Below are 22,892 nucleotides of genomic sequence, written 5' to 3' on the forward strand. Positions count from 1 at the left end.
CGAAGGAGCCCGGAGTAGGTATGGATACAGGTTTCGAAGTCAGTGCGGACAAGGATCGAGCATTGGAAAAACCTATGTCTCAGCTTTTCCGCAGCCCTTTCGACAGTGACTCCACTGCGAGTGACGTGATCAAGGACGTGGATCTTTCCGGCAGGCGCGCAATTATCACCGGGGCCACTTCCGGTATCGGAGTGGAAACAGCTCGGGCACTTCTGGCCGCTGGCGCCGAGGTGACCCTGGCGGTGCGGCGCCCGGACGCGGGCGAACAGATAGCAGCGGATCTGCGGACGCAAACGGGAAACGATGCTGTCCGGGCGGCGCACCTCGACGTCGCGGACCTCGACTCGGTGAACTCCTTTTCCGCCTCATGGGACGGACCGCTGAATATTCTGGTCAACAACGCCGGCATCATGATGCCGCCTGAGCTTGAGCGCGGCATCCGCGGTCAGGAGCAGCAGTTCGCTACGAACTACTTGGGTCACTTCGCTCTAACTCTTGGTCTGCACTCGGCACTTGCTGAGGCCCAAGGCGCGCGCGTGGTCTCCGTCTCTTCAAGTGGCCACCTGTTCTCGCCGGTCGTTTTCGACGACCTCGATTTCCGCTTCCGCCCCTATGACGCACTGGCCGCGTATGGGCAGTCCAAGACCGCCGAGGCTCTGCTTGCCGTCGAGGCCGACCGCCGCTGGGCCGGCGACGGCATCAGGGCCTACACACTCAACCCCGGCGCCATCGCCACGGGCCTTCAGAAGCACACCGGCGGTCTGCGAACCCCTGAGCCCTACCGCAAGACGATCGAGCAGGGCGCCGCGACCTCTGTGTTCCTCGCCGCCTCCCCGCTGGTCGAAGACATCGGCGGCCGCTACTTCGAGGATGTCAATGAGGCGCCCATCGTTGACGCCCGACCCACCGAGTTCGGCATGAACGCAGTGGCTGCATATGCCGTCGACCCTGCGAACGCTGAGCGCCTGTGGAACGTCGCCTCCGACATTCTGCGCAAGTAGTGCTTCGGTACCTTGAGTGATCTTTCCTGATGGTGGGCGAGGCAGGTTACTCGTCGGCACCCGAGTCTGGCCTCTACTCGCCCACTGCATGACCGGTACCGCACCAAGCCCGAACCCACGGGCTCCTTCATCGACACCCAGAGCATCAAAACCTCCACGACGTACCCGTGCCCAGTCAGAGCACATACGGCGCCAAGAAGATCGTCGGCACATGCTCAGGCAAGCGGCTTGACGGTCCCGCAGCTCGATGACGGTGTTCTGCTCGCGCTGGAGGCGCTCCTTCTCGGCAATGATGCGGACTGAGCCAGCCGATCACCTATGAGCCGGTCGTATGCCCCGATACCAGGATTGGGGTGAGCGGTCGGGGCCCTGGCCGAGTGGCGGGCCAGTGCGCGTGAGCCGCCGGACCGTGATGCCGATCATTACCCAGCGGATCATGGTTCGAATACACCGTCCGAGCGACTGGTAAGTGCGGCCGGACTTCCCGCCTATCGTGCAACCAGATCGGCTCACCCACCGACGAAGCTCAACCGAACCTGGCGGTCGGGGTTGTCCCTGTTGGTGTCCACCAGGCACACCGACTGCCAGGTGCCCAGCTCCAGGCGGCCGTCGATCACCGGCAGGGTCGCGTGCGGGGGTACGAAGGCAGGCAGGACGTGGTCGCGGCCGTGGCCCGGGCTGCCGTGGCGGTGCTGCCAGCGGTCGTCGGCCGGGAGCAGGGCGTGCAGTGCGGCCAGCAGGTCGTCGTCGCTGCCGGCGCCGGTCTCGATGATCGCGATCCCGGCGGTGGCGTGCGGCACGAAGACGTTGAGGAGGCCGTCGCGGCCGGCCGCCGCCTCGCGCAGGAAGGACTCGCAGTCACCGGTGATGTCGGCGACACGCTCCGCCGAGCCGGTGGCGAGGTTCAGGACGCGGGTGGTGAAGGCATCTGACATGGCACCATCCTGACACCGCGGGAAGATCCGGACCCCCGGCGCCGTTGGTAGAAGCGTGAACTACACACGCGAGGTCGAGGTCGTCGTCATCGGGGCCGGTCAGGCGGGACTCGCCGCCGCCTTTCACCTGCGGCGCACCGGCTTCGAGCCGGAACGCGACTTCGTGGTGCTGGATCACGCGCCCGGCCCCGGGGGCGCCTGGCAGTTCCGCTGGCCGTCACTGACGTACGGCAAGGTGCACGGCATGCACTCGCTGCCGGGGATGGAGCTGACCGGCGCGGATCCGGCGCGGCCGTCCGCCGAGGTGGTGGGCGCGTACTTCGCCGACTACGAGCGGACCTTCGACCTGCGGGTGCGGCGGCCCGTCGACGTGCGCGCGGTGCGCGAGGGGACGGGCGGGCGGCTGCTCGTGGAGACCTCGGACGGACCCTGGTCCACGCGGGCCCTGATCAACGCGACCGGCACCTGGGACCGGCCCTTCTGGCCGCGCTACCCCGGACAGGAGTCCTTCCGGGGCCGGCAACTGCACACCGCCCAGTACGCGGGGCCCGAGGAGTTCGCCGGACAGCGCGTGGTCGTGGTGGGAGGCGGTGCCTCGGGGACTCAGCATCTGCTGGAGATCGCCTCGTACGCCGCTTCCACCACCTGGGTGACCAGGCGGCCCCCCGTCTTCCGCGAGGGGCCCTTCGACGAGGAGGCGGGCCGGGCGGCGGTGGCGCTCGTGGAGGAACGGGTGCGTCAGGGGCTGCCGCCGAAGAGCGTGGTGTCGGTGACGGGGCTGCCGCTCAACGACGCGATCCGGGCGGGTCTGGAGTCGGGTGTGCTGGACCGGCAGCCCATGTTCGACCGGATCACGCCCGAGGGGATCGAGTGGGGCGACGGGCGGCGCGTGCCCGCGGACGTCATCCTGTGGGCGACCGGGTTCCGGCCCGCCATCGATCATCTGCGGCCGCTGCGACTGCGGGAGGCGGGCGGCGGTATCCGGGTCGAGGGGACGCGCGCGTTCGCCGATCCGCGGGTCCACCTCGTCGGCTACGGGCCGTCTGCCAGCACCATCGGCGCCAACCGGGCGGGACGCTCGGCTGTGCGGGACATCAGGCGACTGCTGGCCGAGGAGGCACCGGTGGCCGCATGACGCCCCCCCGGTCACCCGGCCCCGGCCGTCTTCGAGGCGCTCTCCCGGACCCGGTTGAACTCGGCGACGTTGCGCTGGTGTTCGGCGTAGTCGGCGGTGAAGCGGGTGTCGCCCGGCTTGACCGTGACGAAGTACAGCCAGTCCCCGGGGGTCGGATTGATCGCGGCGGTCATCGCGACGTCGCCCGGGTTGGCGATGGGCGTGGGCGGCAGGCCCATGCGCTGGTACGAGTTGTAGGGGCTGTCGATCCGGGTGTCCTTGGTGCTGGTGTTCAGCGTGGAACGGCCCAGGGCGTAGTTGATGGTGGAGTCCATCTGGAGCGGCATCCCGCGCTCCAGCCGGTTGAAGACCACCCGGGCCACCTTGCCCATGTCCTCCTTCGCGGCGGCCTCCGCCTGCACGATGCTGGCGATGGTGACGGCCTGATAGACGTTCAGCGCGTTGCGCTGGGCGCCCGCGGCGACCGGCGCGCCGGTGAACTTCTTGTTCGCCGCGTCGACCATGGCCTGCAGCAGCTTGTCCGGCGTCGGGGACTCACCGAGCGGATAGGTCGCCGGGAAGAGATAGCCCTCGGGATTTCCCTCGGCGTCGTTCGGCAGCTTGAGGTCGGCCTTGGCCAGGGACTTCTTGGTGCTGCCCGCCGGCAGGCCGAGCGTCTTGTCGACGGCCGCGTAGACCTGCGTCGCCCGCCAGCCCTCGGGGATCACGAGCGAGGTGGGGCGGGACTCGCCCTCCTCGTCCGTCGTCAGCAGTGGCACCGCCACCGCGGTGGCGGCCACGACGGCGCCGGCCGCGATCAGGGCGACACGGCCCCGGCGCGTCAGCCGAATCGTCCGCCTCGGGCTCCTCGGGCTCCTGGTGCTGCTGGCGCTCCTCGCGCGCCTCGCGCTTCGTCGCGGAGTGTTCGTCTGCATGCGGGCACGGTAACCCTAATTTGGTCACAAACCCGGCATATCATCATCTTGTCGGCTCCAGTCGGGCGTCCCTGCGGACCAGTGCCGCGTAGCGTCCGTCCCGCTCCAGGAGTTCCTCGTGCGTGCCCTGTTCGGCCAGGCGCCCGGAGTCGAGGACGACGATGCGGTCGGCGTCGCGGACGGTGGACAGGCGGTGGGCGATGGTGACCGTGGTGCGGTTGGCGGACAGCGCGTCGATGGCGTCCTGCACGGCGGCCTCGGTACGGGTGTCCAGCGCGCTGGTCGCCTCGTCGAGGACCAGGACGGGCGGGTCGCGCAGGATGGTGCGCGCGATGGCCAGACGTTGCTTCTCCCCGCCGGAGAAGCGGTGGCCGCGTTCACCGACCACCGTGTCGTAGCCGTCGGGCAGGGCGGCGATGTGGTCGTGGATCTGGGCCGCCCGCGCGGCCGCCTCCAGTTCGGCGTCGGTGGCGTCCGGCTTGGCGAAGCGCAGGTTCTCGGCGACCGAGGCGTGGAAGAGGTACGTCTCCTGCGAGACCACGCCGATTCCCCGGGCGAGGGTGTCGAAGTCCAGGTCGCGTACGTCGACCCCGTCGAGGGTGACCCGGCCGTCCGTCGCGTCGTACAGGCGCGGCACCAGGTGGCCGAGGGTGGACTTGCCGGCGCCGGTCGGGCCGACGACGGCGAGGCTGCTGCCCGCCGGGACGGTGACGTCGATGCCGTCGAGAACCGCGGAGCCCTTGCCGTCGTAGCGGAACCCGACGCCCTCGAAGCGGAGCTCGCCCTTGATGTGGTCGAGGTGGACGGGCTCGTCGCGTTCGGTGATGTCGATGGGCAGGTCCAGGTACTCGAAGATGCGCTGGAAGAGCGCGAGCGACGCCTGGATCTGGACACCGGTCGACAGCAGGCTCACGGCCGGACGGAACAGGCCCTGCTGGAGCGAGACGAAGGCGACGATCGTGCCGAGGGAGACCTCCGGCCCGCCCAGCTGGAGGGCGATGCCGGCGGTCCAGTAGATGACGGCCGGCATGGCGGCCATGACGATGGTGATGACGGCCATCCGCCAGCGGCCCGCCATGTTCGACCGCACCTCGAGGTCGACCAGCCCCTCGGACTCGTCCGCGAAGGCGCGGGTGAGCGAGTCCGAGCGGCCCATGGTGCGGCCGAGCAGGATGCCGCTGACGGAGAGCGACTCGGTGACCGTGGCGGCCATCGCGGCCATCTGCTTCTGGCGCCGGGTGGTGATCTTCCGGCGCTCCTTGCCGACGCGGCGGCTGATCCACACGAACACCGGGAGCAGGAGCAGCGAGACAACGGTCAGGCGCCAGTCGAGGACGACCATGGCGGCGACGGTGGCGACCACGCTGGTGAGGTTGGAGACCAGGGAGGTCGCCGTGGAGGTGACGGTCGCCTGCATGCCGCCGATGTCGTTGGCGATGCGGGACTGGACCTCGCCCGTGCGGGTGCGGGTGAAGAAGGCGAGGGACATCTGCTGGAGCCGGCCGTAGACGGCGGTGCGCAGGTCGTGCATGACCCGCTGGCCCACGGTCGTGGAGATCAGCGTCTGCAGCACGCCGAAGACGCTGGTGAGGACGGCGCCCAGGATCATGCCGAGGGCGAGCAGGCTCAGCAGGCCGGTGCGCCCCTCGGGGATCGCGACATCCAGGATCTCCTTCAGGAGGAAGGGTGTGGCGACCGAGACGAGCGAGGCGGCACCGACCAGAAGTCCGACGACCGCGAGGCGGCCCCGGTAGGGACGGAACAGCTTCAGGATGCGTCGCACCTGCCGGGGCTGTTCCTCGGCGTCGGCGGGTGCGGTCCAGGCGGACGCGCGTTCGGGTTGCATGGGCTCCTACGGGTGTCGGCAGTGGGGGGCCGGCGGATCCCTCGGATCGCCGGCCTTGCGGAGCATAGGTCATTGTTACCTATACTCACAATGAATATTGTCCTGATATTGTTCCCGCATGACCGCCCCCGATCCCGACGGCCTGCTCGCCGAGCAGTTGCTGCGGCTCACCCGCCGGGTGCACCGCATCCAGAAGCGCCACCTGGAGCACCGTGCCCTCGGCATCACTCCGGCCCAGTCCCGGCTCCTGCGCACCCTGGCGCACTACGGCTCGCCGCCGCGCATGGCCGACCTGGCCGAGCGTCTCGAGGTGGTCCCCCGTGCGGTGACGACGCTGGTCGACGGGCTGGAGGCGGCCGGAAAGGTGCGGCGTGCCCCGGATCCGGCCAATCGCAGGGTCATCCGGATCGAGCTCACCGACGACGGACGCACGGCCCTCAGCGAACTGCGCGGCGCCCGCCGCTCGGCCGCGGACGAGATCCTCGCGCCGCTGTCGGACGAGCAACGCGCGGTGCTCGGCGGCCTGCTGGACACGCTGGTCGACGGCCCCGGCTGCGGACCGGACCGGGGCGCCCCCCGGAGCTGAGGCGCTCCCCGGCGCTGTCAGGCCCTCAGCCGCGCCTTGTCCCCCATCACCACCACGGGACGTGCGTTTGGATCCAGCGTGCGCAGCAGGTACTCCATCGCCGGCTTGGGCAGGCTGACACAGGCCGACGTGCCGCTCCCGTGGTCCATGTGCAGCCAGATCCCGCCACCCTTGGACGCGCCCTGTGGACGGGTCGGATCGTTCGGTGAGGTGCCCTTGACGCGGTTGTAGTCGATGGCGATCACGTAGTCGAAGTCGTGCCAGTACGACTTCGCCCACCACCTCGGCGCCGCGAAGGACGCGGAACGGGTGTACGGCAGCCCGGTACCCGGAGTGGGATCCGGGTCCGGGAGCACTCCGCCGGCATCGCTCAGCGTGAAGACGCCTACGGGGCTGCGCTTGTCGTTCTCGCGGTGGTCGGTCGTCCACCCCTTCGTGCCGTTGTGCGCGGCCCAACTGCGGGCGCGGTGCCAGGCGGAGCCCTGCTTCGTGTAGAGCACGACGGTGGCGTCGGCGGAGTCCGGGCCGTCGCCGTACACCGCCACGACCTGCCGGGAGCCGGCCGGCACCAGCCGCTGGTACCGGTCGCCGACGCCGGGGAGCCGCGTCGGGTCGGCCGTGGCACTCGCGTGCCCGGCCCCGTCGGCCGGTCGGCTCCCCCGGTCCTCCGCGCCGCCCCCGGAAGGGCCACCGCAGCCGGCCAGCGCCGCCACCGTGAGGGATCCCAGGGCCGCCATCGCGACCGCCGTACGCCGTGCGCCACCACTTCCCATCGGTCCATGGTCGCACCAGCGTCCACACCTGCGTTCCCAAGGCCCGGCGCGAGTGCGGCGGAAGCAGCCTGATCCGTTCCCCACCGCGGAAAACCGCTTGATTTTGGGCATGCCGCGACGCGAACCTTTCACGGTTTGCAGCCTCTCGATGCCGTGTGGCAACGGCACCCCCTGACACGAGCCACTGGGACGTCATGCAGATCCAAGACCTTCCGTATCCCGACCCGGGTGTGCCGGACGCACGCTCGGGCTCTCGCTTCCTGTGGTGGCTGTTCCGCAACCAGCTGGGCGGCCAACTCAAGTCACTGGCCTGGGGCATGCTGCACTTCGCCTCCGTCTCCGCCCTGCCCTTCTGTGTCGGGTTCGCCATCCAGGCCGTCGTCGACCGGTCCGGCAGCCGGCTCGCCCTCGCGGGCGGCCTCATGGCGCTGTGCTGCGCCGGCAACGCGCTCGGCGACACCTTCCTGCACCGCGCCGCCGTCACCAACTGGATCACCTCCGCGGCCCGAGTCCAGCAACTGCTCGCCCGGAAGGCCGCACTGCTCGGCTCGGCACTGACCCGGCGCGTCGCGGCCGGCGAGGTCGTGGCCGTGTCCACCGGCGACGTCGAGAAGATCGGCTGGTTCGTGGAGGCCGTCTCCCGCTTCACCGCGGCCGCGCTCACCATCGTGCTGGTCTGCGTCGCGCTGGTCGTCTACCAGCCGGCCCTCGGCGTCGTCGTGATCGTGGGCCTGCCGGTGCTGGCCCTCGCGGTACTGCCGCTGCTGCCCCGGGCCACCCGGCGGGCCGACGTCCAGCGCGAGAAGGCCGGCCGGGCCACCGAACTCGCCTCCGACACCGTCGCCGGCCTGCGTGTGCTGCGCGGCATCGGCGGCGAGGCGCTCTTCCTCGACCGCTACCGGAGCGCCTCCCAGGAGGTGCGCCACGCGGCCGTGCGCAGCGCGCGCATGTGGTCCCTGATCTCCGCGATCCAGGTGCTGCTGCCGGGCCTGCTGCTGATCGCGGTGGTCTGGCACGGCGTCCACCTCGCCCGGGACGGCCGCATCGGCATCGGCGAACTCGTCACCGTCTACAGCTCCGTCATGCTCCTCACCTACCCGCTGCGGCACTTCGAGGAGATCGCCATGGCGTACTCCTTCTCCAAGCCCTCGGCCAAGCGGGCCGCGCGGGTGCTGGCGCTGGAACGGGCCACGGACACCGCGGGGACGCGCGCCGCCGAGATCCCGACCGGTGATCTGTACGACCCGGCCACCGGTCTCCTCGCCCTGTCGGGCCGGTTCACCGCCGTGGTGTGCGGCGACCCGGACACGGCCGGTCGTCTGGCGGAACGACTCGGCGGACACCCCTCGGAGGAGGGCACGTCGGCCCTGCTGGGCGGGGTGCCGCTCGACGAGCTGCCCCTCGGATCAGCCCGCACGGCCGTCCTGGTGCAGGACAAGGACCCGGTGCTGCTCTCCGGCACCCTGCGCGAACTGCTCGACGTACCCGCTTCCGGCGCGGTGAGCGCGGAGGACGCGCTGGCCGCCGCCCAGTGCGGCGACGTGCTGGCCGCCCTCGCGCAGGGCTCGCTCGATGCGGAAGACCCCATGGACGTTCGCATCACCGAGCGGGGCCGCTCGCTGTCGGGCGGCCAGCGCCAGCGGCTCGCCCTGGCCCGGTCCCTGATCACGGACCCGGGAGCGCTCGTCCTGGACGAACCGACCTCCGCAGTGGACTCGCACACCGAGGCACGGATCGCGGAAGGCGTACGGGCGCTGCGCGCGGGGCGCACCACGGTGGTGTTCACCTCGTCGCCACTGCTGCTGGACCGCGCGGACCGGACCGTGTTCCTGCACGAGGGCGAGGTCGCCGCGACCGGCACGCACCGGGACCTGCTGCACACCGAGCCGCGGTACCGGTCGGTGGTGACCCGCGAGACCGACGAGGAGACGACGGCCCGCACGGACGTGACCGCGGTCGGCGGGCGCACGGCCGACGGCCGCCCAGCGAAGACCCCGGACGACGACGTCCTGGGCGCGGACGACGTACCGCGCCACGACGGCGACGTACTGCACCGACTGGAAGAGATCGAGGAGAAGGCATGATCGGCGTCGCACCACCGTCGTACGACCCGGCGGCCCCCACGACGGCGAACACCCTCCCCGTCGGCGCTCCCGCGACCGTCCGCGCCTACACGGGCGAACTGCTGCGCCGGCACCGCCGGGCGTTCCTGCTCCTCGTCACCGTCAACACCGTCGCCGTGATCGCCTCGATGGCAGGCCCCTACCTGCTGGGCGGGCTCGTGGAACGGGTGTCGGACGGCGCCCGCGAGCTGCATCTCGGCCTCACGGCCACGTTCTTCGTGATCGCGCTCGCCGTGCAGGCGCTGTTCGTCCGCGAGGTGCGGCTGCGCGGGGCCATGCTCGGCGAACGGATGCTGGCCGATCTGCGCGAGGACTTCCTCGTGCGGTCGGTCGGACTGCCGCCCGGCGTGCTGGAACGGGCCGGTACCGGGGATCTGCTCTCCCGGATCACCACGGACATCGACCGGCTCGCCAACGCCATGCGCGAGGCGGTGCCCCAGCTGGCGATCGGTGCCGTGTGGGTGGTGCTGCTGCTCGGCGGACTGGTGGTCACCGCTCCGCCGCTGGCACCGGTGGTGCTGATCGCGGTGCCGCTTCTGGTGATCGGCTGCCGCTGGTACTTCCGGCGGGCGCCCTCCGCCTACCGGTCCGAGGCCGCCGGGTACGCCGCGGTGGCCGCCGCGCTCGCCGAGACGGTGGACGCCGGACGCACCGTCGAGTCGCACCGTCTGGACGCCCGGCGCATCGAGCTGTCGGAGCAGCGGATCAGGGAGTGGACGGCCTGGGAGCGCTACACGCTCTGGCTGCGGTCGGTGCTCTTCCCGGTCATCAACGTCACCCATGTGACCGTGCTCGCCTCCGTCCTGCTGGTCGGGGGTGTGTTCGTCCTGCAGGGCTGGATCGGGGTCGGGCAGATGACCACGGCCGCCCTGATCGCGCAGATGCTGGTCGACCCGGTCGGCCTCATCCTGCGCTGGTACGACGAGCTCCAGGTGGCCCAGGTCTCCCTGGCACGGCTGGTGGGCGTGCGGGACATCGAGCCGGACGCCGGTGACGGCGCCCTGTCCCCCGAGGGGCGGGACGTGCACGCCGACCGCGTGCACTTCGGCTACGTCGAGGGCGTGGACGTCCTGCGCAAGGTGTCGCTGGAGGTCGCCCCCGGCACGAGGCTCGCCCTGGTCGGGCCCTCGGGCGCCGGCAAGTCCACGCTGGGCAGGCTGCTCGCCGGCATCTACGGCCCGCGTGACGGCCGGATCACCCTGGGTGGCGCCGAACTGTCCCGGATGTCCGCGGAGCGGGTCCGTTCCCACGTCGCCCTCGTCAACCAGGAACACCACGTCTTCGTGGGTTCCCTGCGGGACAACCTCCGGCTGGCCAGGACCGGCGCCACCGACGCCGAGCTGTGGGCGGCGCTGGGCGCGGTCGACGCGGACGACTGGTCCCGCGCGCTCGACAACGGCCTGGACACCGAGGTCGGCTCGGGAGGCTTCGCTCTCACTCCCGCGCAGGCCCAGCAGATCGCCCTGGCCCGGCTGGTGCTGGCCGACCCGCACACCCTGGTCCTGGACGAGGCGACGTCGCTGCTCGACCCGCGGGCGGCACGTCATCTCGAACGGTCCCTGGCCCGGGTCCTGGACGGTCGCACGGTGATCGCGATCGCCCACCGGCTGCACACCGCCCATGACGCGGACGTCATCGCCGTGGTTGAGAACGGCAGGATCAGCGAGCTTGGCAGCCACGACGAGCTGGTGGCGGCGGACGGCGCCTACGCGGCACTGTGGCGGTCCTGGCACGGGTGAGCCCGCGGCGCCCTCCGGGGGTGGGGGCGGATTCGGGTTCGGGTGCGGCCGGGCAGGGGCATCGCTCCGGCCCGGCCGGCCCTCGGGGGTGCTCGTGGGCAGCCCCTCGGTGCTTGAGGGCAGCCCCTCGTCCCAGGACCGCGGCTCACCCGTGCCGGACCGGGTGGCCGCGGGCCGGACCGAGACGGGGGTGCCGGACAGAGCTGCGATGCGGCGAGGAGCGAGGTGGACGGGGAGGGCCGGCACCCGGGCGGGGTCCGTGCCGTTGCGCGGTCCCGAACCGGAGTGGAAGGCTGGAGGTAGGCACCGGCTCGAGGTGAGCCCGGGAACCGTGCGGTTCCGCGACGGGCGAAGCCTGTGCCCCGTGCAGCGGCGGCCCGCCGCGGTGCGCGGCGAGAAGGGGCCGGTCCCCACCCCCTGGAGGTACCCGTGAACAGCGCCGACGGATGGGGAGACGACGTCTACCAGCCGGACGGATCGGAGCAGCGGGAGGACACCGGGCTGCTCGACAGCGAGGACACGCTCGAGAACGACGGCGTGGGCGATCCCCTCGATCGCGGCTGGTCCCCGCCGGAGCGCCCCTGGGCGGTGGAACACACCGGCGTGACGGCAGCCGAACGTCATGAGGGCGAGACCCTCGACCAGCGGCTCGCCGAGGAGCGGCCCGACGTGCTCGCGCCCGAGGGCGACGGGCTGGGGGACGCCGACGGCACCGATGGAGAACTGCTGGACGGCGAGGTGGGCGCCGACCGTTCCGGCCGGCTCGTGGCACCCGACGAGGGGGCGCACGAGGACGAGGAGCCGGCACTGGTGGCCCTGGACGTGGGCATCGACGGCGCGGCGGCCTCCGCCGAGGAGGCCGCGATGCACGTCGTCGACGAGGACTCGCTGCCCGGCTGACACCCCCCGGGGCGGCACATCCACGTCGTCCGCTCCATGATCCGCGCGGCACGAGGAGCAGCCATGCAGCAGGACAAGCATCCCGAGTACCGGCCCGTGGTCTTCCGCGACCGCAGTGCCGGCTACGCCTTCCTGACCCGGTCCACCGCCAGCAGCGACCAGACCATCGCGTGGGACGACGGGGAGACCTACCCGGTGGTGGAGGTGGAGATCTCCTCGGAGAGCCACCCCTTCTACACGGGCAAGGCGCGAACCGTGGACTCGGAGGGGCGGGTGGCCCGCTTCGAGCGGCGCTACGGTGGCGAGGGCGTCGACGAGGGGCAGGGCACCGGGGCCTCCGGCTGAGGTGACAGGGCCCGCTTCCCTCAGATGAAGTTGAGCGCCGAAGCGCAGCCCACTCCCCCGAGCAGCATGAACGCGGGCATGAGCACCTTCAGCTCCACCCAGCTTCCCGCCCGGAACCGCATGGGCTTCGGCGGCCCGATCGGATACCAGCGCTTCCGGCCCACCGGTATCGGCCAGAGTATGGGGCAGCCCGAGACGGTCAGCGCGTCCCCGATGTCGTGCACCAGCGCACCGAGGACGACCGGCAGCCCCAGCCACAGGTACTCCTGGCCCGGCGCGGTGAACAGCCAGTCCGCGCCGCCGTCCGGCTTGTCCAGTATCCCGGCGATGATCCACGCGCTCGTCCCGGCCAGCAGCCAGACCAGCACATCGCTGCTGGAGCCCCGGGTGGCCCTCCACAGCAGGCCCTCGATGGCGAGCACCATGTGCACGAAGAGGATCGCCAGGAGCGCCCAGCGGCCACCCGTGATGGCCAGCACCGACGTGCCCGCGCCGATCAGGACGGCCCACAGCCAGGTGTGCGTGAGGGTGCGGTGCCCGCCCGAGCGGCGCGGGTCGGCCGGCTTCTTCGTGGCCTTGTAGACGGCGTAGGACAGCTTGTCCACGATCTCGCAGAGCCCCCGGGAGAGCGGCCCGAAGGCCCGGGAGATGGTGGCCGCCTTGTGGTCGAGGTCCGGGGCCAGCGCCGCGCCCGCACAGATGAGAGCCCCCGCGAGCAGCACCGGCCACGGCATCGGGTGTCCCGCGGCGGCCGCCGCCGCCCCGACGCCGAGCCACGCCGCGGCGCCCGAGAGTGAGTGTGCTGGTCCCATCATCGCCGTTGCCCGCCCCATTCCTCGTGTGCCGCTGTGCAGTTGTCCGGGTCCACTGATGCCTCGTCGGCGACCCAGCGTAGCGTTCGTGATCTTCATGCGGACAGCCGATTCCCCCATCGCGACGCGGGGCAGGCAAGATGGGGGCGTGACCCTCATCGATCAGCTGCCGCGGACCGCCGACCCCGATGCCCTGTACGAAGCCTTCGAGGCCTGGGCCCAGGAGCGCGGTCTCACGCTCTACCCTCATCAGGAGGAGGCGCTGATCGAGGTGGTCTCCGGGGCGAACGTGATCGTGTCGACGCCCACCGGCTCCGGCAAGAGCATGATCGCGGCGGGTGCCCACTTCGCGGCCCTGGCGCGGGACGAGGTCACCTTCTACACGGCTCCGATCAAGGCACTGGTGTCGGAGAAGTTCTTCGAACTGTGCAAGATCTTCGGTACCGAGAACGTCGGCATGCTGACCGGCGACGCGTCCGTGAACGCGGACGCGCCCGTCATCTGCTGCACCGCCGAGGTCCTGGCGTCGATCGCGCTGCGCGACGGGAAGCACGCGGACATCGGCCAGGTCGTCATGGACGAGTTCCACTTCTACGCGGAGCCGGACCGCGGCTGGGCCTGGCAGATTCCGCTGCTGGAACTGCCGCAGGCCCAGTTCGTCCTGATGTCGGCAACCCTCGGGGACGTCTCCTTCTTCGAGAAGGACCTGGCCCGCCGCACCGGCCGGCCCACCGCGGTGGTCCGCTCGGCCACCCGCCCGGTGCCGCTCTCCTACGAGTACCGCTACACGCCGCTGACCGAGACGCTCACCGAACTGCTGGCCGCCCGGCAGGCGCCCGTCTACATCGTGCACTTCACGCAGGCGCAGGCCGTGGAGCGGGCGCAGGCGCTGATGAGCATCAACATGTGCACGCGGGAGGAGAAGGAACGGATCGCCGACCTGATCGGCAACTTCCGCTTCACCACGAAGTTCGGCCGCAACCTCTCCCGCTACGTCCGGCACGGCATCGGCGTCCACCACGCCGGCATGCTGCCCAAGTACCGGCGGCTGGTGGAGAAGCTCGCGCAGGCCGGTCTGCTCAAGGTGATCTGCGGGACTGACACCCTGGGTGTGGGTGTCAACGTCCCCATCCGGACGGTGCTGTTCACGGCGCTGACCAAGTACGACGGCACCCGGGTGCGCACGCTGCGGGCCCGGGAGTTCCACCAGATCGCGGGCCGGGCGGGCCGAGCCGGGTTCGACACGGAGGGTTTCGTCGTCGCCCAGGCGCCGGAGCACGTCGTCGAGAACGAGAAGGCGCTCGCCAAGGCCGGCGAGGACCCGAAGAAGCGGCGGAAGGTCGTCCGCAAGAAGGCTCCCGAGGGCTTCGTGGCCTGGTCGGAGAGCACGTTCGACAAGCTCATCGGCTCCGATCCGGAGCCGCTGACGTCCCGGTTCCGGGTCACGCACACCATGCTGCTGTCGGTGATCGCCCGCCCGGGTGATGCCTTCGCCGCGATGCGGCACCTGCTGGAGGACAATCACGAGCCGCGCAAGCAGCAGCTGAGGCACATCCGGCGGGCCATCGCCATCTACCGCTCGCTGCTGGACGGCGGCATCGTCGAGAAGCTCGACCGGCCGGACGCCGAGGGGCGCGACGTGCGCCTCACCGTGGATCTCCAGCAGGACTTCGCGCTGAACCAGCCGCTGTCCACGTTCGCCCTGGCGGCCTTCGAGCTGCTGGACCCGGAATCGCCGTCGTACGCGCTGGACATGGTGTCCGTCGTGGAGTCCACGCTGGACGAACCGCGGCAGATCCTCGCCGCCCAGCAGAACAAGGCGCGCGGTGAGGCCGTGGCCGCGATGAAGGCCGACGGTGTCGAGTACGAGGAGCGCATGGAGCGCCTCCAGGACATCACGTACCCGAAGCCTCTGGAGGAGCTGCTCTTCCACGCCTACGACACGTACCGCAGGAGCCACCCCTGGGTCGGTGACCATCCGCTGTCGCCCAAGTCGGTCATCCGTGACATGTACGAGCGGGCGCTGACGTTCACGGAGCTGGTCTCCCACTACGAACTGGCACGCACCGAGGGCATCGTGCTGCGCTACCTGGCGAGCGCCTACAAGGCCCTGGACCACACCGTCCCGGACGACCTGAAGTCCGAGGACCTTCAGGATCTGATCGAGTGGCTCGGCGAGATGGTGCGCCAGGTCGACTCCAGCCTGCTGGACGAGTGGGAGCAACTCGCCAACCCGGCGGAGATGACCGCCGAGGAGGCGCAGGAGAAGGCCGACCAGGTGCGGCCGGTCACCGCCAACGCGCGGGCCTTCCGGGTCCTGGTCCGCAACGCCATGTTCCGCCGGGTCGAACTCGCCGCCCTCGACCATGTCGACGAGCTGGGCGAGATGGACGCGGAGGCGGGCTGGGACGCGGACGCGTGGGGCGAGGCGATGGACAAGTACTGGGACGAGTACGACGACCTCGGCACCGGCCCCGACGCCCGCGGCCCGAAGCTGCTGGTGATCGAGGAGGAGCCGCAGAACGGTCTGTGGCGCGTGCGACAGATCTTCGACGACCCGAATGACGACCACGACTGGGGCATCAGCGCTCAGGTCGACCTCACGGCCTCCGACGCGGAGGGCCGGGCTGTCGTCCGCGTCACCGATGTCGGCCAGCTGTGAGCACAGGAGAACCCCACCCATGACGAATCCGGCCGAGAGCCTCGTCGCCCTGCTCGACCTGGAGCAGATCGAGGTCAACATCTTTCGTGGCCGCAGCCCCGAGGAGTCGCTGCAGCGGGTCTTCGGCGGACAGGTGGCGGGCCAGGCGCTGGTCGCCGCCGGCCGCACCACGGACGGCGACCGCCTGGTGCACTCGCTGCACGCGTACTTCCTGCGTCCCGGACGTCCGGGCGTGCCGATCGTGTACCAGGTCGAACGGGACAGGGACGGACGGTCCTTCACGACCCGGCGGGTCACCGCCGTACAGCAGGGCCGCACGATCTTCACGCTCACCGCCTCCTTCCACAAGCCTGAACAGGGGAGTTTCGAGCACCAGCTGCCGCCGGCCCGTGAGGTCCCGCACCCGGAGTCGCTGCCGACGGTGGCCGACGAGGTGCGGGAGCACTTGGGCGAGCTGCCCGAGCAGTTGGAGCGGATGGCCCGCCGCCAGCCCTTCGACATCCGCTACGTCGACCGGCTGCGGTGGAGCGCCGAGGAGGTCAAGGGCGCCGAGCCGCGCAGTGCGGTGTGGATGCGGGCGGTCGGGCCGCTCGGCGACGATCCGCTCGTGCACACCTGTGCACTGACCTACGCCAGCGACATGACCCTGCTGGACGCCGTACGCATCCCGGTGGAACCGCTGTGGGGTCCCAGGGGCTTCGACATGGCGTCGCTGGACCACGCCATGTGGTTCCACCGGCCGTTCCGCGCGGACGAGTGGTTCCTGTACGACCAGGAGTCACCGATCGCGACCGGCGGACGGGGCCTGGCGCGCGGCCGGATCTACGACACCGAAGGACGCATGCTGGTGTCCGTCGTCCAGGAGGGGCTCTTCCGGGCCCTGTAGGTCATCGGGCAGGCCACGGGTCAGGCGTCTCTTCGCCACAGCCTGCCGAGCAGTCCGCGCAGCCTCCCGGGCTCCTCGGTGTCGCCCGGTGTGGACTCCGGTCCCGGCGGGACAGGAGCGGTGCGAAGGGCCGGTCCGGGCGCGGGGCGCTGCTCGCGGGCGGCCGCCACCGCGTCCGCCAGGTCGGCGCGCAACCAGTCGATCTCGTCCTGGTCCGCCGCCGTCATGATCTCCTCGGCGAGTTGTGCGGTGGGGGAACCGGGCGAGCCGTGGGCCGGCCGCACGGGGTGGAACCGGCGCAGGTACGAACGCTCGTAGGGATCCCTGACGACCTCGGCGACCTCGGCCGCGTCGAGCAGCGACGCCACGGCCGCCGCCCGGGCCCAGGGATCGTCGGCCTGGCGGAGCAGAAATCCCAGGTGCCGCCCCCGCCAGTTGCGGGGGCGCAAGTCCAGCCCCTCCCCCAGCTGGCCTCGCAGCCCCTCGGGCGTGCGGCCCTTGAGAAGTGGAACGTTCCGCTCGTCGGCGGCGAACTGCCGCAGTTCGTCGGCGAGGTACAACCAGACGACGGCTCGATACCGGTTGACGTAGAACTTCACGGGGACCAGCAGCCCCAGCCGTGCGAGGCGGGTGAACCGGACTTTGGTCACGTCCATGAGGGCCGCGCCCTCCGTGGTCCCCAAGGTCCGGACACCCGCCCTCAGGGTCTCGGGGAAACCCTCCGCCGCCCGGATTCGCTCGATCTCGTCGCGGGTGACGCGCCCGCCACCTCCAGCGTCGTCGGGCACGGTGCGGACGCGGCCGAGGTGGACGGCGAGGTCGAACTCGCTTCGTTTGAGGCCCAGTACTCGCGCCGCGCGCCCCGGCGCGAGAGGGGCGTCTCGGGTGCTGCCGGTCTGTTCGGTGGCCGCTGTGAATTCGCGCGTGACGGTGTTGCCGGACATGCTCGTCTCCCCCGTGGAGTGTTCGGCCGGCACCGTGCGTGCCTGCCTGACACGAAAGACCGTAGCCGCTGCGACGGCATCCGCGTCCGGCCTGTGGACAACTCCGCCGCCCACCCCACGACGGTATTGAATGCGCAGGTCAGAGGTCTGTGGGCGATATTCGTCCCGGCTGCCGTGCGTCGACGTCGAGGTGCTCGCCGACCCGGTTCACGAGCAGAGTCATCTCGTACGCGATCTGCCCGATGTCGACCTCCGCCCCGCTGAGCACGCACAGGCAACTGCCCGAGCCCGCGGCCGTCACGAACAGCACGGCGTCGTCGAACTCGACCATCGTCTGCCGTACCTGGCCGGCACCGAAGTGCCGGCCCGAGCCCTTGGCCAGACTGTGCAGCCCGGACGAGACGGCCGCGAGGTGCTCGGCGTCCTCGCGTCGCAGTCCCGTACTGGCTCCGGTCACCAGGCCGTCGTTGGACAGGACCAGCGCGTGCCGGACGTGCTCGACGCGCGCGGTCAGGTCGTCCAGCAGCCAGCCGAGTCCCTGGTTCTGCACCATTGATCCGAACTCCCCGTGTCGTCCCCGTATGCCTTGCCTCCCCCTGGCCGGGGGATCTGTCCGCCAGCCTTCCCCACGCCCGTGCTCCGGGCAAGGAGGATGGGGGGCATGGCACAGAAGATGACCGATGAGGAATGGCGGGCGTTCGTCTCGGACGGCACCCGCACCGGAAAGCTCTCGACCGTGCGGGCGGACGGCAGTCCGCATGTGGCGCCGATCTGGTTCCTGCTGGACGGCGACGACATCGTGTTCAACACCGGCAAGGACACGGTGAAGGGGCGCAATCTGGCCCGCGACGGCCGGATCGCCCTGTGCGTGGACGACGACCGGCCGCCGTTCCACTTCGTGGTGCTGCAGGGGCGTGCACGGATCTCGGAGGATCTCGACGAACTCCGGCACTGGGCCGGCCGTATCGGGGCGCGGTACATGGGTGAGGAACGCGCCGAGGAGTTCGGAGCGCGCAACGGCGTCCCGGGCGAACTCCTCGTCCGTGTCGCCGTGGACAAGGTCCTCGCCCAGAAGTCCGTCGCGGACTGAGGCACGTCAGCGCACGGAGTCGAGCAGCCGGGCGGTGTGCATCCGCCCGGCGTACTCGACGAGGCGGATCAGGACCTCCTTGCCCGAGTCGCGGTCCCGGGCGTCGCACAGCACCACGGGTGTTCCGGAGTCCAGGTCGAGGGCGCGCAGTACGTCCTGGGCCTCGTGCCGGCGTGCTCCGGTGAAGCAGTTGACGGCCACCACGAACGGGATGTGCCGGTGCTCGAAGTAGTCGACCGCCGGGAAGCAGTCCGCCAGTCGCCGGGTGTCCGCGAGGATGACGGCCCCGAGCGCGCCCTGCGACAACTCGTCCCAGAGGAACCAGAAGCGGTCCTGCCCCGGTGTGCCGAAGAGGTAGAGCGAGAGGCCGGACCGGATGGTGATCCGCCCGAAGTCCATCGCGACGGTGGTGGTGACCTTGCGGTCGATGCCGCCTGTGTCGTCCACCAACCGACCGGCCTCGCTGAGCAGTTCTTCCGTACGCAGCGGCCTGATCTCGCTGACCGCGCCCACCAGGGTGGTCTTGCCCACGCCGAATCCTCCGGCGACGAGGATCTTCAGCGCCAGCGCGGCCGACTCGTCGTCCGTGGGATCGGAGTGTGCGGTGCGTTCGGCGTGTTCGGCGTGTTCGGCGTGTTCGGAGACCATTGATCACTTCTCTCGGTCCGGGCGGTCGCACGCGTGCGTGCCGGTCACGGTCGTCGGCCTTCTCTACAGTGCGCGCAGTCCGTCGATCACTTCGCGCAGAATCCGTTCGTCGGGCAACTGGGCAGGCGGCACCGGACGGCTGACGGTCACGCAGCCCAGTTCCACCAGGTCTCCGAGGAGCACCCTGACGACGCCCACCGGGAGATCGGCGTCCGCCGCGAGTTCGGCGACCGACTGGGTCTCGATGCGGCACAGCTCGATCAGCGTTCGGTGTTCCGGTCCGAGCACGGTGACGTCGCTGCCCGGCGCGCCTGGGACCCGCGTCACGAGGGCGATGAGGTCGAACCGCATGCCCGTGGGTCCGGGCCGGGTGCGCCCGCCGGTCATCGCGTAGGGGCGGACCAGGGGCCCCGCCTCGTTGTCGTACCACTGGCTGCCCGGCTGTTCCCGGCCGCCGTCCGTGCTCTCGTCGGTCATCCGTGCGGCCCTTCCGGGTCATCCGCCGAAGGGTGGCCGTGCGGCGGCGCGCGGCGCGGTGTGGAGGTGCTCGCCGACGCGTCTGACCAGTCGCGCCATCTCGTAAGCCACGAGGCCGATGTCGGCGCTCACGGCGGTGAGGACGGCCAGGCAGGAGCCGTCGCCCGCTGCGGCCACGAACAGGAAGCCGTCGTCCATCTCGACCATGGTCTGGCGCACGCCCCCGGCGCCGAAGTGACGGCCCGCACCCTTGGCCAGGCTGTGGAAACCGGAGGCGACCGCGGCCAAATGTTCGGCGTCCTCCCGCCCGAGGCCGGCCGACGCGCCCACGGCGAGCCCGTCGTTCGACAGGACGACGGCATGCCGTACTTCGTGTACGCAGCCGACGAGGTCGTCCAGCAGCCAGTCGAGTTCGCGGGTCCGCCGGGCGGTCCCCGTGCCGGGGTCGTGGATCATGCGAGGTCTCCTTCGCTGCTGTGGCCGGCCGGCGGGGCCGGCTGCTCCGCGTGGCCGGGCCGGCGTCCACCGCCGCGCGTCCAGCCGTCGCGGTAGGCGGTCATGCGGTCCCGCACCACTTCGGGCGTGCGCTCTTCGTCGCCGCGCGCCTGGGGTGGCCGAGCGGCTTCCGCGGGGCGCCCGTCCCGCAGTTGGGGTGCGAGGCTGGCCTGGCGTACGCGCCGGGGCAGGTTGTCGGACTCCTCGGCCGGATCCGGTGTGCCGTGTCCGACGCCGTCGCCGTCGCCGTCAGTGGAGTCGGCGGAGTCGTCCGGGAAGTCGGGGGATCGGTGCAGTCGCAAGGCGGGTGCTCCTGGGGGCCGGTTCGGCGCCGTCGTCTCCACAGTCACCGGTGCGGCGGACGTCAGTGCCGGGCGGCCGGACGGTGCGGGCACGGTCTCCCGGTCTGCGGCGGCGTGCGGCACGCGCGCGTACAGGCGCTCCGCGGGCGGGGCAGCCTCGTGTGACGCCCCTGGGGAGCGTTCCGCGGTTTCGCTGTGCAGGAGCGCGGTCGGCAACAGGACGACGGCGGTGGTACCGCCGTAGGGAGAGGTCTTGAGGTGGACCTTGATGTCCTGCCGGGCGGCGAGACGGCTGACGACGAACAGGCCGAGCCGGTCGCTGTCGAACAGGTCGAGTGCCTCGGAGCGGGTGATGCGGTGGTTGGCCTCGGCGAGACTGTCCTTGCCCATGCCGAGACCGCGGTCCTCGACCTCGATCGCGTAGCCGTTGCCGACGGGTTCTCCGGTGACACGCACGCGCGTGTGGGGTGGGGAGAACTGCGCGGCGTTCTCGATGATCTCGGCCAAGAGGTGCGTGAGGTCGGCGACGGCCGCGCCGACGACGGACGCCTCGGGGAGCTGCCGTACCTCCACGCGCGCGTAGTCCTCCACTTCGGAGACTGCCGCACGGATCACGTCGGTGAGGGAGACCGGCATCCGCCAGGCCCGTCCGGGCGCCGCGCCGGAGAGGATGATCAGGCTCTCGGCGTGGCGGCGCATGCGGGTGGTGAGGTGGTCGAGGCGGAACAGGTCGCTCAGTTCGTTCGGGTCGTCTGAGCGGCGTTCCATGCTGTCCAGGAGGCTCAGTTGGCGGTGGACGAGGACCTGGCTGCGGCGGGCGAGGTTCACGAAGACGCCTGAGATGCCGCTGGCGAGTTCGGCGCGTTCCACCGCGGCCCGCAGCGCCGCCCGGTGCACGGTGCCCAGAGCTTCGGCCACCTGGCCGGCCTCGTCCTCGGCGGCCGGTTCGGGTGGCGCCTCGGACCGGATGTCGATCTCCTCCCCCGCACGCAGTCTGCGCATGGCTTCCGGGAGCTTGTGCCGGGCGATCTCCAGGGCGCTGTTGCGCAGGTTCACCAGCTCGACCACCAGGCCACGGCCGATGCGGACGGAGATGACGAGCGAGGCGACGACGGCGAGAAGTCCGAGGAGGACCGCGGCCCCGGCCGGGGTGAACGCACCGCGGGTGAACGGATCCGCCTGGTCGGCCACTCCCCGCGCGGCGTCCCGCTCGATGGTCCGCATGCCGTCCCGCAGGCGCGCGTGGGCCCCGTCCCAGGCGGCGAGGGGTGCCACCGCCTCGACCGGGCGGTCCTGTGCCGAGGAGTCCAGGAGGCCGTCCTCGGCCTTCCCCACGGTCGTATGGGCGGCGTCTCGGGCGAGGTCCTGCCAGGCCGCGCGTTCGGTGCCGCGCAGGTCGGTGACGGCGGACTCGGTGAGACTCCGTCGCGTGTCGACGGCGCCGGTGAACAGGCGCAGTCGCTCGCCGTCGAGGCGGCCGGCGAGGCGAGCGGCGGCGAGCAGGGTGTTCTCCTGGGCCAGGGCCTCGCCCGCGCGGGCGAACTCGACCAGCACGCGCGCGTCGGAGCCCAGATCCGCGTCCTGGATCCCGCTCAGTGCGCCGCCCACCCGGAAGGCGGCCGAGATGGCCGTCGTGTACCGGTGGTAGGTCTCCTCCCAGCCGGTGCGGCGGTCCAGGACGGCGGTGCGCAGCGGTCCCAGCCGTTCGGCGCCGGTCACGAACGCGTCGAGCCGCCGTGCCACTCCGGCGGGCAGTTCCTCGGCGTCGGCGACCGTGTGGCGGTCGCCGAGCCGCAGCTTCGCCACGGCGAGGTCGGTGCGCTCCGACAGCTCGCGGTAGTCGGCGTCCGGCACCGCCGACGGGTCGGTGGCGTGGCGCACGGCCGCGAGGCGCTCGGCCTGCAGGGCGGCCACGGCCGCGCTGACGGGGGCCCGGACACCGGCGTCCACGCGCTGCACCTGCCTCAGGCGGGAGATGTCCTGGGCGGTGGTGACGGTGGCGTACGCCCACAGGGCCAGCAGGGAGACGACGGGCACCATCAGCAGGCAGACGATCCTGGCGCGCACGGTGCGGGGCTGGACTCGGCCGCGCCACGCGCGCGTGGCGGCCGATTCGGGTGCCTCGCCCATGGGCTCCGTCGGGCCCTCGTCGGCAGGTGGTCCGGCGTGCGCGCGACGTCCGCGCGCGGGTCGCCGGGACGGCGTGTCGGCGCCGTTTGCGGGGGTCGTACGGGGTGTACGCATGGCCTCCTCGCTCGGGACGGGGATCGGGGCGTGGT

The 22,892-nt window shown here is 71.3% G+C and carries 21 protein-coding genes; 10 read left to right on the forward strand and 11 right to left on the reverse strand.

Going from position 1 to position 22,892, the window contains the following annotated elements; genetic code table 11:
- The first annotated feature begins 74 nt into the window (after positions 1 to 74).
- The gene (locus ACGF3J_RS25885) at positions 75 to 1,001 is read left to right on the forward strand and encodes an SDR family NAD(P)-dependent oxidoreductase (RefSeq protein WP_161328275.1); all 927 of its coding nucleotides are present in this window, start codon (positions 75 to 77) and stop codon (positions 999 to 1,001) included.
- Positions 1,002 to 1,510: 509 nt separating this feature from the next.
- Here the strand turns inward: ACGF3J_RS25885 and ACGF3J_RS25890 are convergent.
- Positions 1,511 to 1,936, reverse strand: a complete 426-nt coding sequence (locus ACGF3J_RS25890) for a secondary thiamine-phosphate synthase enzyme YjbQ (protein WP_161328248.1) — start codon at positions 1,934 to 1,936, stop codon at positions 1,511 to 1,513.
- Between the two features lie 55 nt (positions 1,937 to 1,991).
- Here ACGF3J_RS25890 and ACGF3J_RS25895 point away from each other — a divergent pair, with 55 nt between their 5' ends.
- The gene (locus ACGF3J_RS25895) at positions 1,992 to 3,071 is read left to right on the forward strand and encodes an NAD(P)-binding domain-containing protein (protein ID WP_161328249.1); all 1,080 of its coding nucleotides are present in this window, start codon (positions 1,992 to 1,994) and stop codon (positions 3,069 to 3,071) included.
- 11 nt (positions 3,072 to 3,082) lie between these two features.
- Here ACGF3J_RS25895 and mltG read toward each other — a convergent pair whose 3' ends face one another.
- Both mltG and ACGF3J_RS25905 read right to left on the reverse strand, forming a co-directional pair.
- Positions 3,083 to 3,985, reverse strand: coding sequence for an endolytic transglycosylase MltG (gene mltG, locus ACGF3J_RS25900; RefSeq protein ID WP_237552476.1), 903 nt, complete (start codon positions 3,983 to 3,985; stop codon positions 3,083 to 3,085).
- Positions 3,986 to 4,028: 43 nt separating this feature from the next.
- On the reverse strand, positions 4,029 to 5,831 hold the full coding sequence (locus ACGF3J_RS25905) for an ABC transporter ATP-binding protein (protein WP_161328250.1): 1,803 nt from the start codon (positions 5,829 to 5,831) through the stop codon (positions 4,029 to 4,031).
- A 118-nt stretch (positions 5,832 to 5,949) separates the two neighbouring features.
- On the opposite strand from ACGF3J_RS25905, the gene ACGF3J_RS25910 reads away from it, so the two are divergent.
- Positions 5,950 to 6,417 carry a MarR family winged helix-turn-helix transcriptional regulator gene (locus ACGF3J_RS25910; protein ID WP_161328251.1) on the forward strand — a complete coding sequence of 156 codons (468 nt, stop codon included), beginning with the start codon at positions 5,950 to 5,952 and terminating at the stop codon, positions 6,415 to 6,417.
- Between the two features lie 17 nt (positions 6,418 to 6,434).
- Here the strand turns inward: ACGF3J_RS25910 and ACGF3J_RS25915 are convergent, their stop codons facing one another.
- Positions 6,435 to 7,190: a L,D-transpeptidase family protein gene (locus ACGF3J_RS25915; protein ID WP_161328252.1), complete on the reverse strand. Its 756-nt coding sequence runs from the start codon at positions 7,188 to 7,190 to the stop codon at positions 6,435 to 6,437.
- 194 nt (positions 7,191 to 7,384) lie between these two features.
- On the opposite strand from ACGF3J_RS25915, the gene ACGF3J_RS25920 reads away from it, so the two are divergent.
- From ACGF3J_RS25920 to ACGF3J_RS25935, 4 genes are all read left to right on the forward strand, one after another.
- On the forward strand, positions 7,385 to 9,274 hold the full coding sequence (locus tag ACGF3J_RS25920; RefSeq protein WP_161328253.1) for an ABC transporter ATP-binding protein: 1,890 nt from the start codon (positions 7,385 to 7,387) through the stop codon (positions 9,272 to 9,274).
- Positions 9,271 to 11,052, forward strand: coding sequence for an ABC transporter ATP-binding protein (locus tag ACGF3J_RS25925; RefSeq protein WP_161328254.1), 1,782 nt, complete (start codon positions 9,271 to 9,273; stop codon positions 11,050 to 11,052). Before ACGF3J_RS25920 ends, ACGF3J_RS25925 begins: the two co-directional genes overlap by 4 nt.
- Before the next feature lie 429 nt (positions 11,053 to 11,481).
- Positions 11,482 to 11,952, forward strand: coding sequence for a DUF5709 domain-containing protein (locus ACGF3J_RS25930; RefSeq protein ID WP_161328255.1), 471 nt, complete (start codon positions 11,482 to 11,484; stop codon positions 11,950 to 11,952).
- A 63-nt stretch (positions 11,953 to 12,015) separates the two neighbouring features.
- Entirely contained in the window at positions 12,016 to 12,297 is a 282-nt protein-coding gene (locus ACGF3J_RS25935) for a type B 50S ribosomal protein L31 (RefSeq protein WP_161328256.1), read from the forward strand.
- A gap of 20 nt (positions 12,298 to 12,317) precedes the next feature.
- Here ACGF3J_RS25935 and ACGF3J_RS25940 read toward each other — a convergent pair whose 3' ends face one another.
- A complete protein-coding gene (locus tag ACGF3J_RS25940) occupies positions 12,318 to 13,112 on the reverse strand; it encodes a metal-dependent hydrolase (RefSeq protein WP_161328257.1) in 795 nt (264 codons plus the stop codon).
- 145 nt (positions 13,113 to 13,257) lie between these two features.
- On the opposite strand from ACGF3J_RS25940, the gene ACGF3J_RS25945 reads away from it, so the two are divergent.
- Both ACGF3J_RS25945 and ACGF3J_RS25950 read left to right on the forward strand, forming a co-directional pair.
- Positions 13,258 to 15,771 (forward strand): DEAD/DEAH box helicase, encoded by a 2,514-nt coding sequence (locus tag ACGF3J_RS25945; RefSeq protein WP_161328258.1) that lies wholly within the window; start codon positions 13,258 to 13,260, stop codon positions 15,769 to 15,771.
- A gap of 19 nt (positions 15,772 to 15,790) precedes the next feature.
- On the forward strand, positions 15,791 to 16,657 hold the full coding sequence (locus tag ACGF3J_RS25950) for an acyl-CoA thioesterase II (protein WP_161328259.1): 867 nt from the start codon (positions 15,791 to 15,793) through the stop codon (positions 16,655 to 16,657).
- A gap of 20 nt (positions 16,658 to 16,677) precedes the next feature.
- Here the strand turns inward: ACGF3J_RS25950 and ACGF3J_RS25955 are convergent, their stop codons facing one another.
- Together ACGF3J_RS25955 and ACGF3J_RS25960 are read right to left on the reverse strand one after the other, a co-directional pair.
- Positions 16,678 to 17,601, reverse strand: a complete 924-nt coding sequence (locus ACGF3J_RS25955) for a DUF6397 family protein (RefSeq protein ID WP_161328260.1) — start codon at positions 17,599 to 17,601, stop codon at positions 16,678 to 16,680.
- A gap of 139 nt (positions 17,602 to 17,740) precedes the next feature.
- Positions 17,741 to 18,154, reverse strand: coding sequence for a roadblock/LC7 domain-containing protein (locus tag ACGF3J_RS25960; RefSeq protein ID WP_122620844.1), 414 nt, complete (start codon positions 18,152 to 18,154; stop codon positions 17,741 to 17,743).
- Positions 18,155 to 18,262: 108 nt separating this feature from the next.
- On the opposite strand from ACGF3J_RS25960, the gene ACGF3J_RS25965 reads away from it, so the two are divergent.
- Complete coding sequence (locus tag ACGF3J_RS25965) at positions 18,263 to 18,691, forward strand: PPOX class F420-dependent oxidoreductase (protein ID WP_161328261.1); 429 nt, start codon at positions 18,263 to 18,265, stop codon at positions 18,689 to 18,691.
- A gap of 6 nt (positions 18,692 to 18,697) precedes the next feature.
- Here ACGF3J_RS25965 and ACGF3J_RS25970 read toward each other — a convergent pair whose 3' ends face one another.
- The 4 genes from ACGF3J_RS25970 to ACGF3J_RS25985 form a co-directional block, all read right to left on the reverse strand.
- Positions 18,698 to 19,339, reverse strand: coding sequence for an ATP/GTP-binding protein (locus ACGF3J_RS25970; protein WP_161328262.1), 642 nt, complete (start codon positions 19,337 to 19,339; stop codon positions 18,698 to 18,700).
- Between the two features lie 63 nt (positions 19,340 to 19,402).
- Complete coding sequence (locus tag ACGF3J_RS25975; RefSeq protein ID WP_161328263.1) at positions 19,403 to 19,816, reverse strand: DUF742 domain-containing protein; 414 nt, start codon at positions 19,814 to 19,816, stop codon at positions 19,403 to 19,405.
- Between the two features lie 18 nt (positions 19,817 to 19,834).
- A complete protein-coding gene (locus tag ACGF3J_RS25980) occupies positions 19,835 to 20,272 on the reverse strand; it encodes a roadblock/LC7 domain-containing protein (RefSeq protein WP_161328264.1) in 438 nt (145 codons plus the stop codon).
- Complete coding sequence (locus tag ACGF3J_RS25985) at positions 20,269 to 22,857, reverse strand: nitrate- and nitrite sensing domain-containing protein (protein ID WP_161328265.1); 2,589 nt, start codon at positions 22,855 to 22,857, stop codon at positions 20,269 to 20,271. The genes ACGF3J_RS25980 and ACGF3J_RS25985 overlap by 4 nt, the downstream gene beginning before the upstream one ends.
- Positions 22,858 to 22,892: the final 35 nt, after the last annotated feature.

Origin of the sequence: Streptomyces sp. NPDC048171 (assembly GCF_043202655.1) — a bacterium.
Lineage (GTDB): Bacteria > Actinomycetota > Actinomycetes > Streptomycetales > Streptomycetaceae > Streptomyces.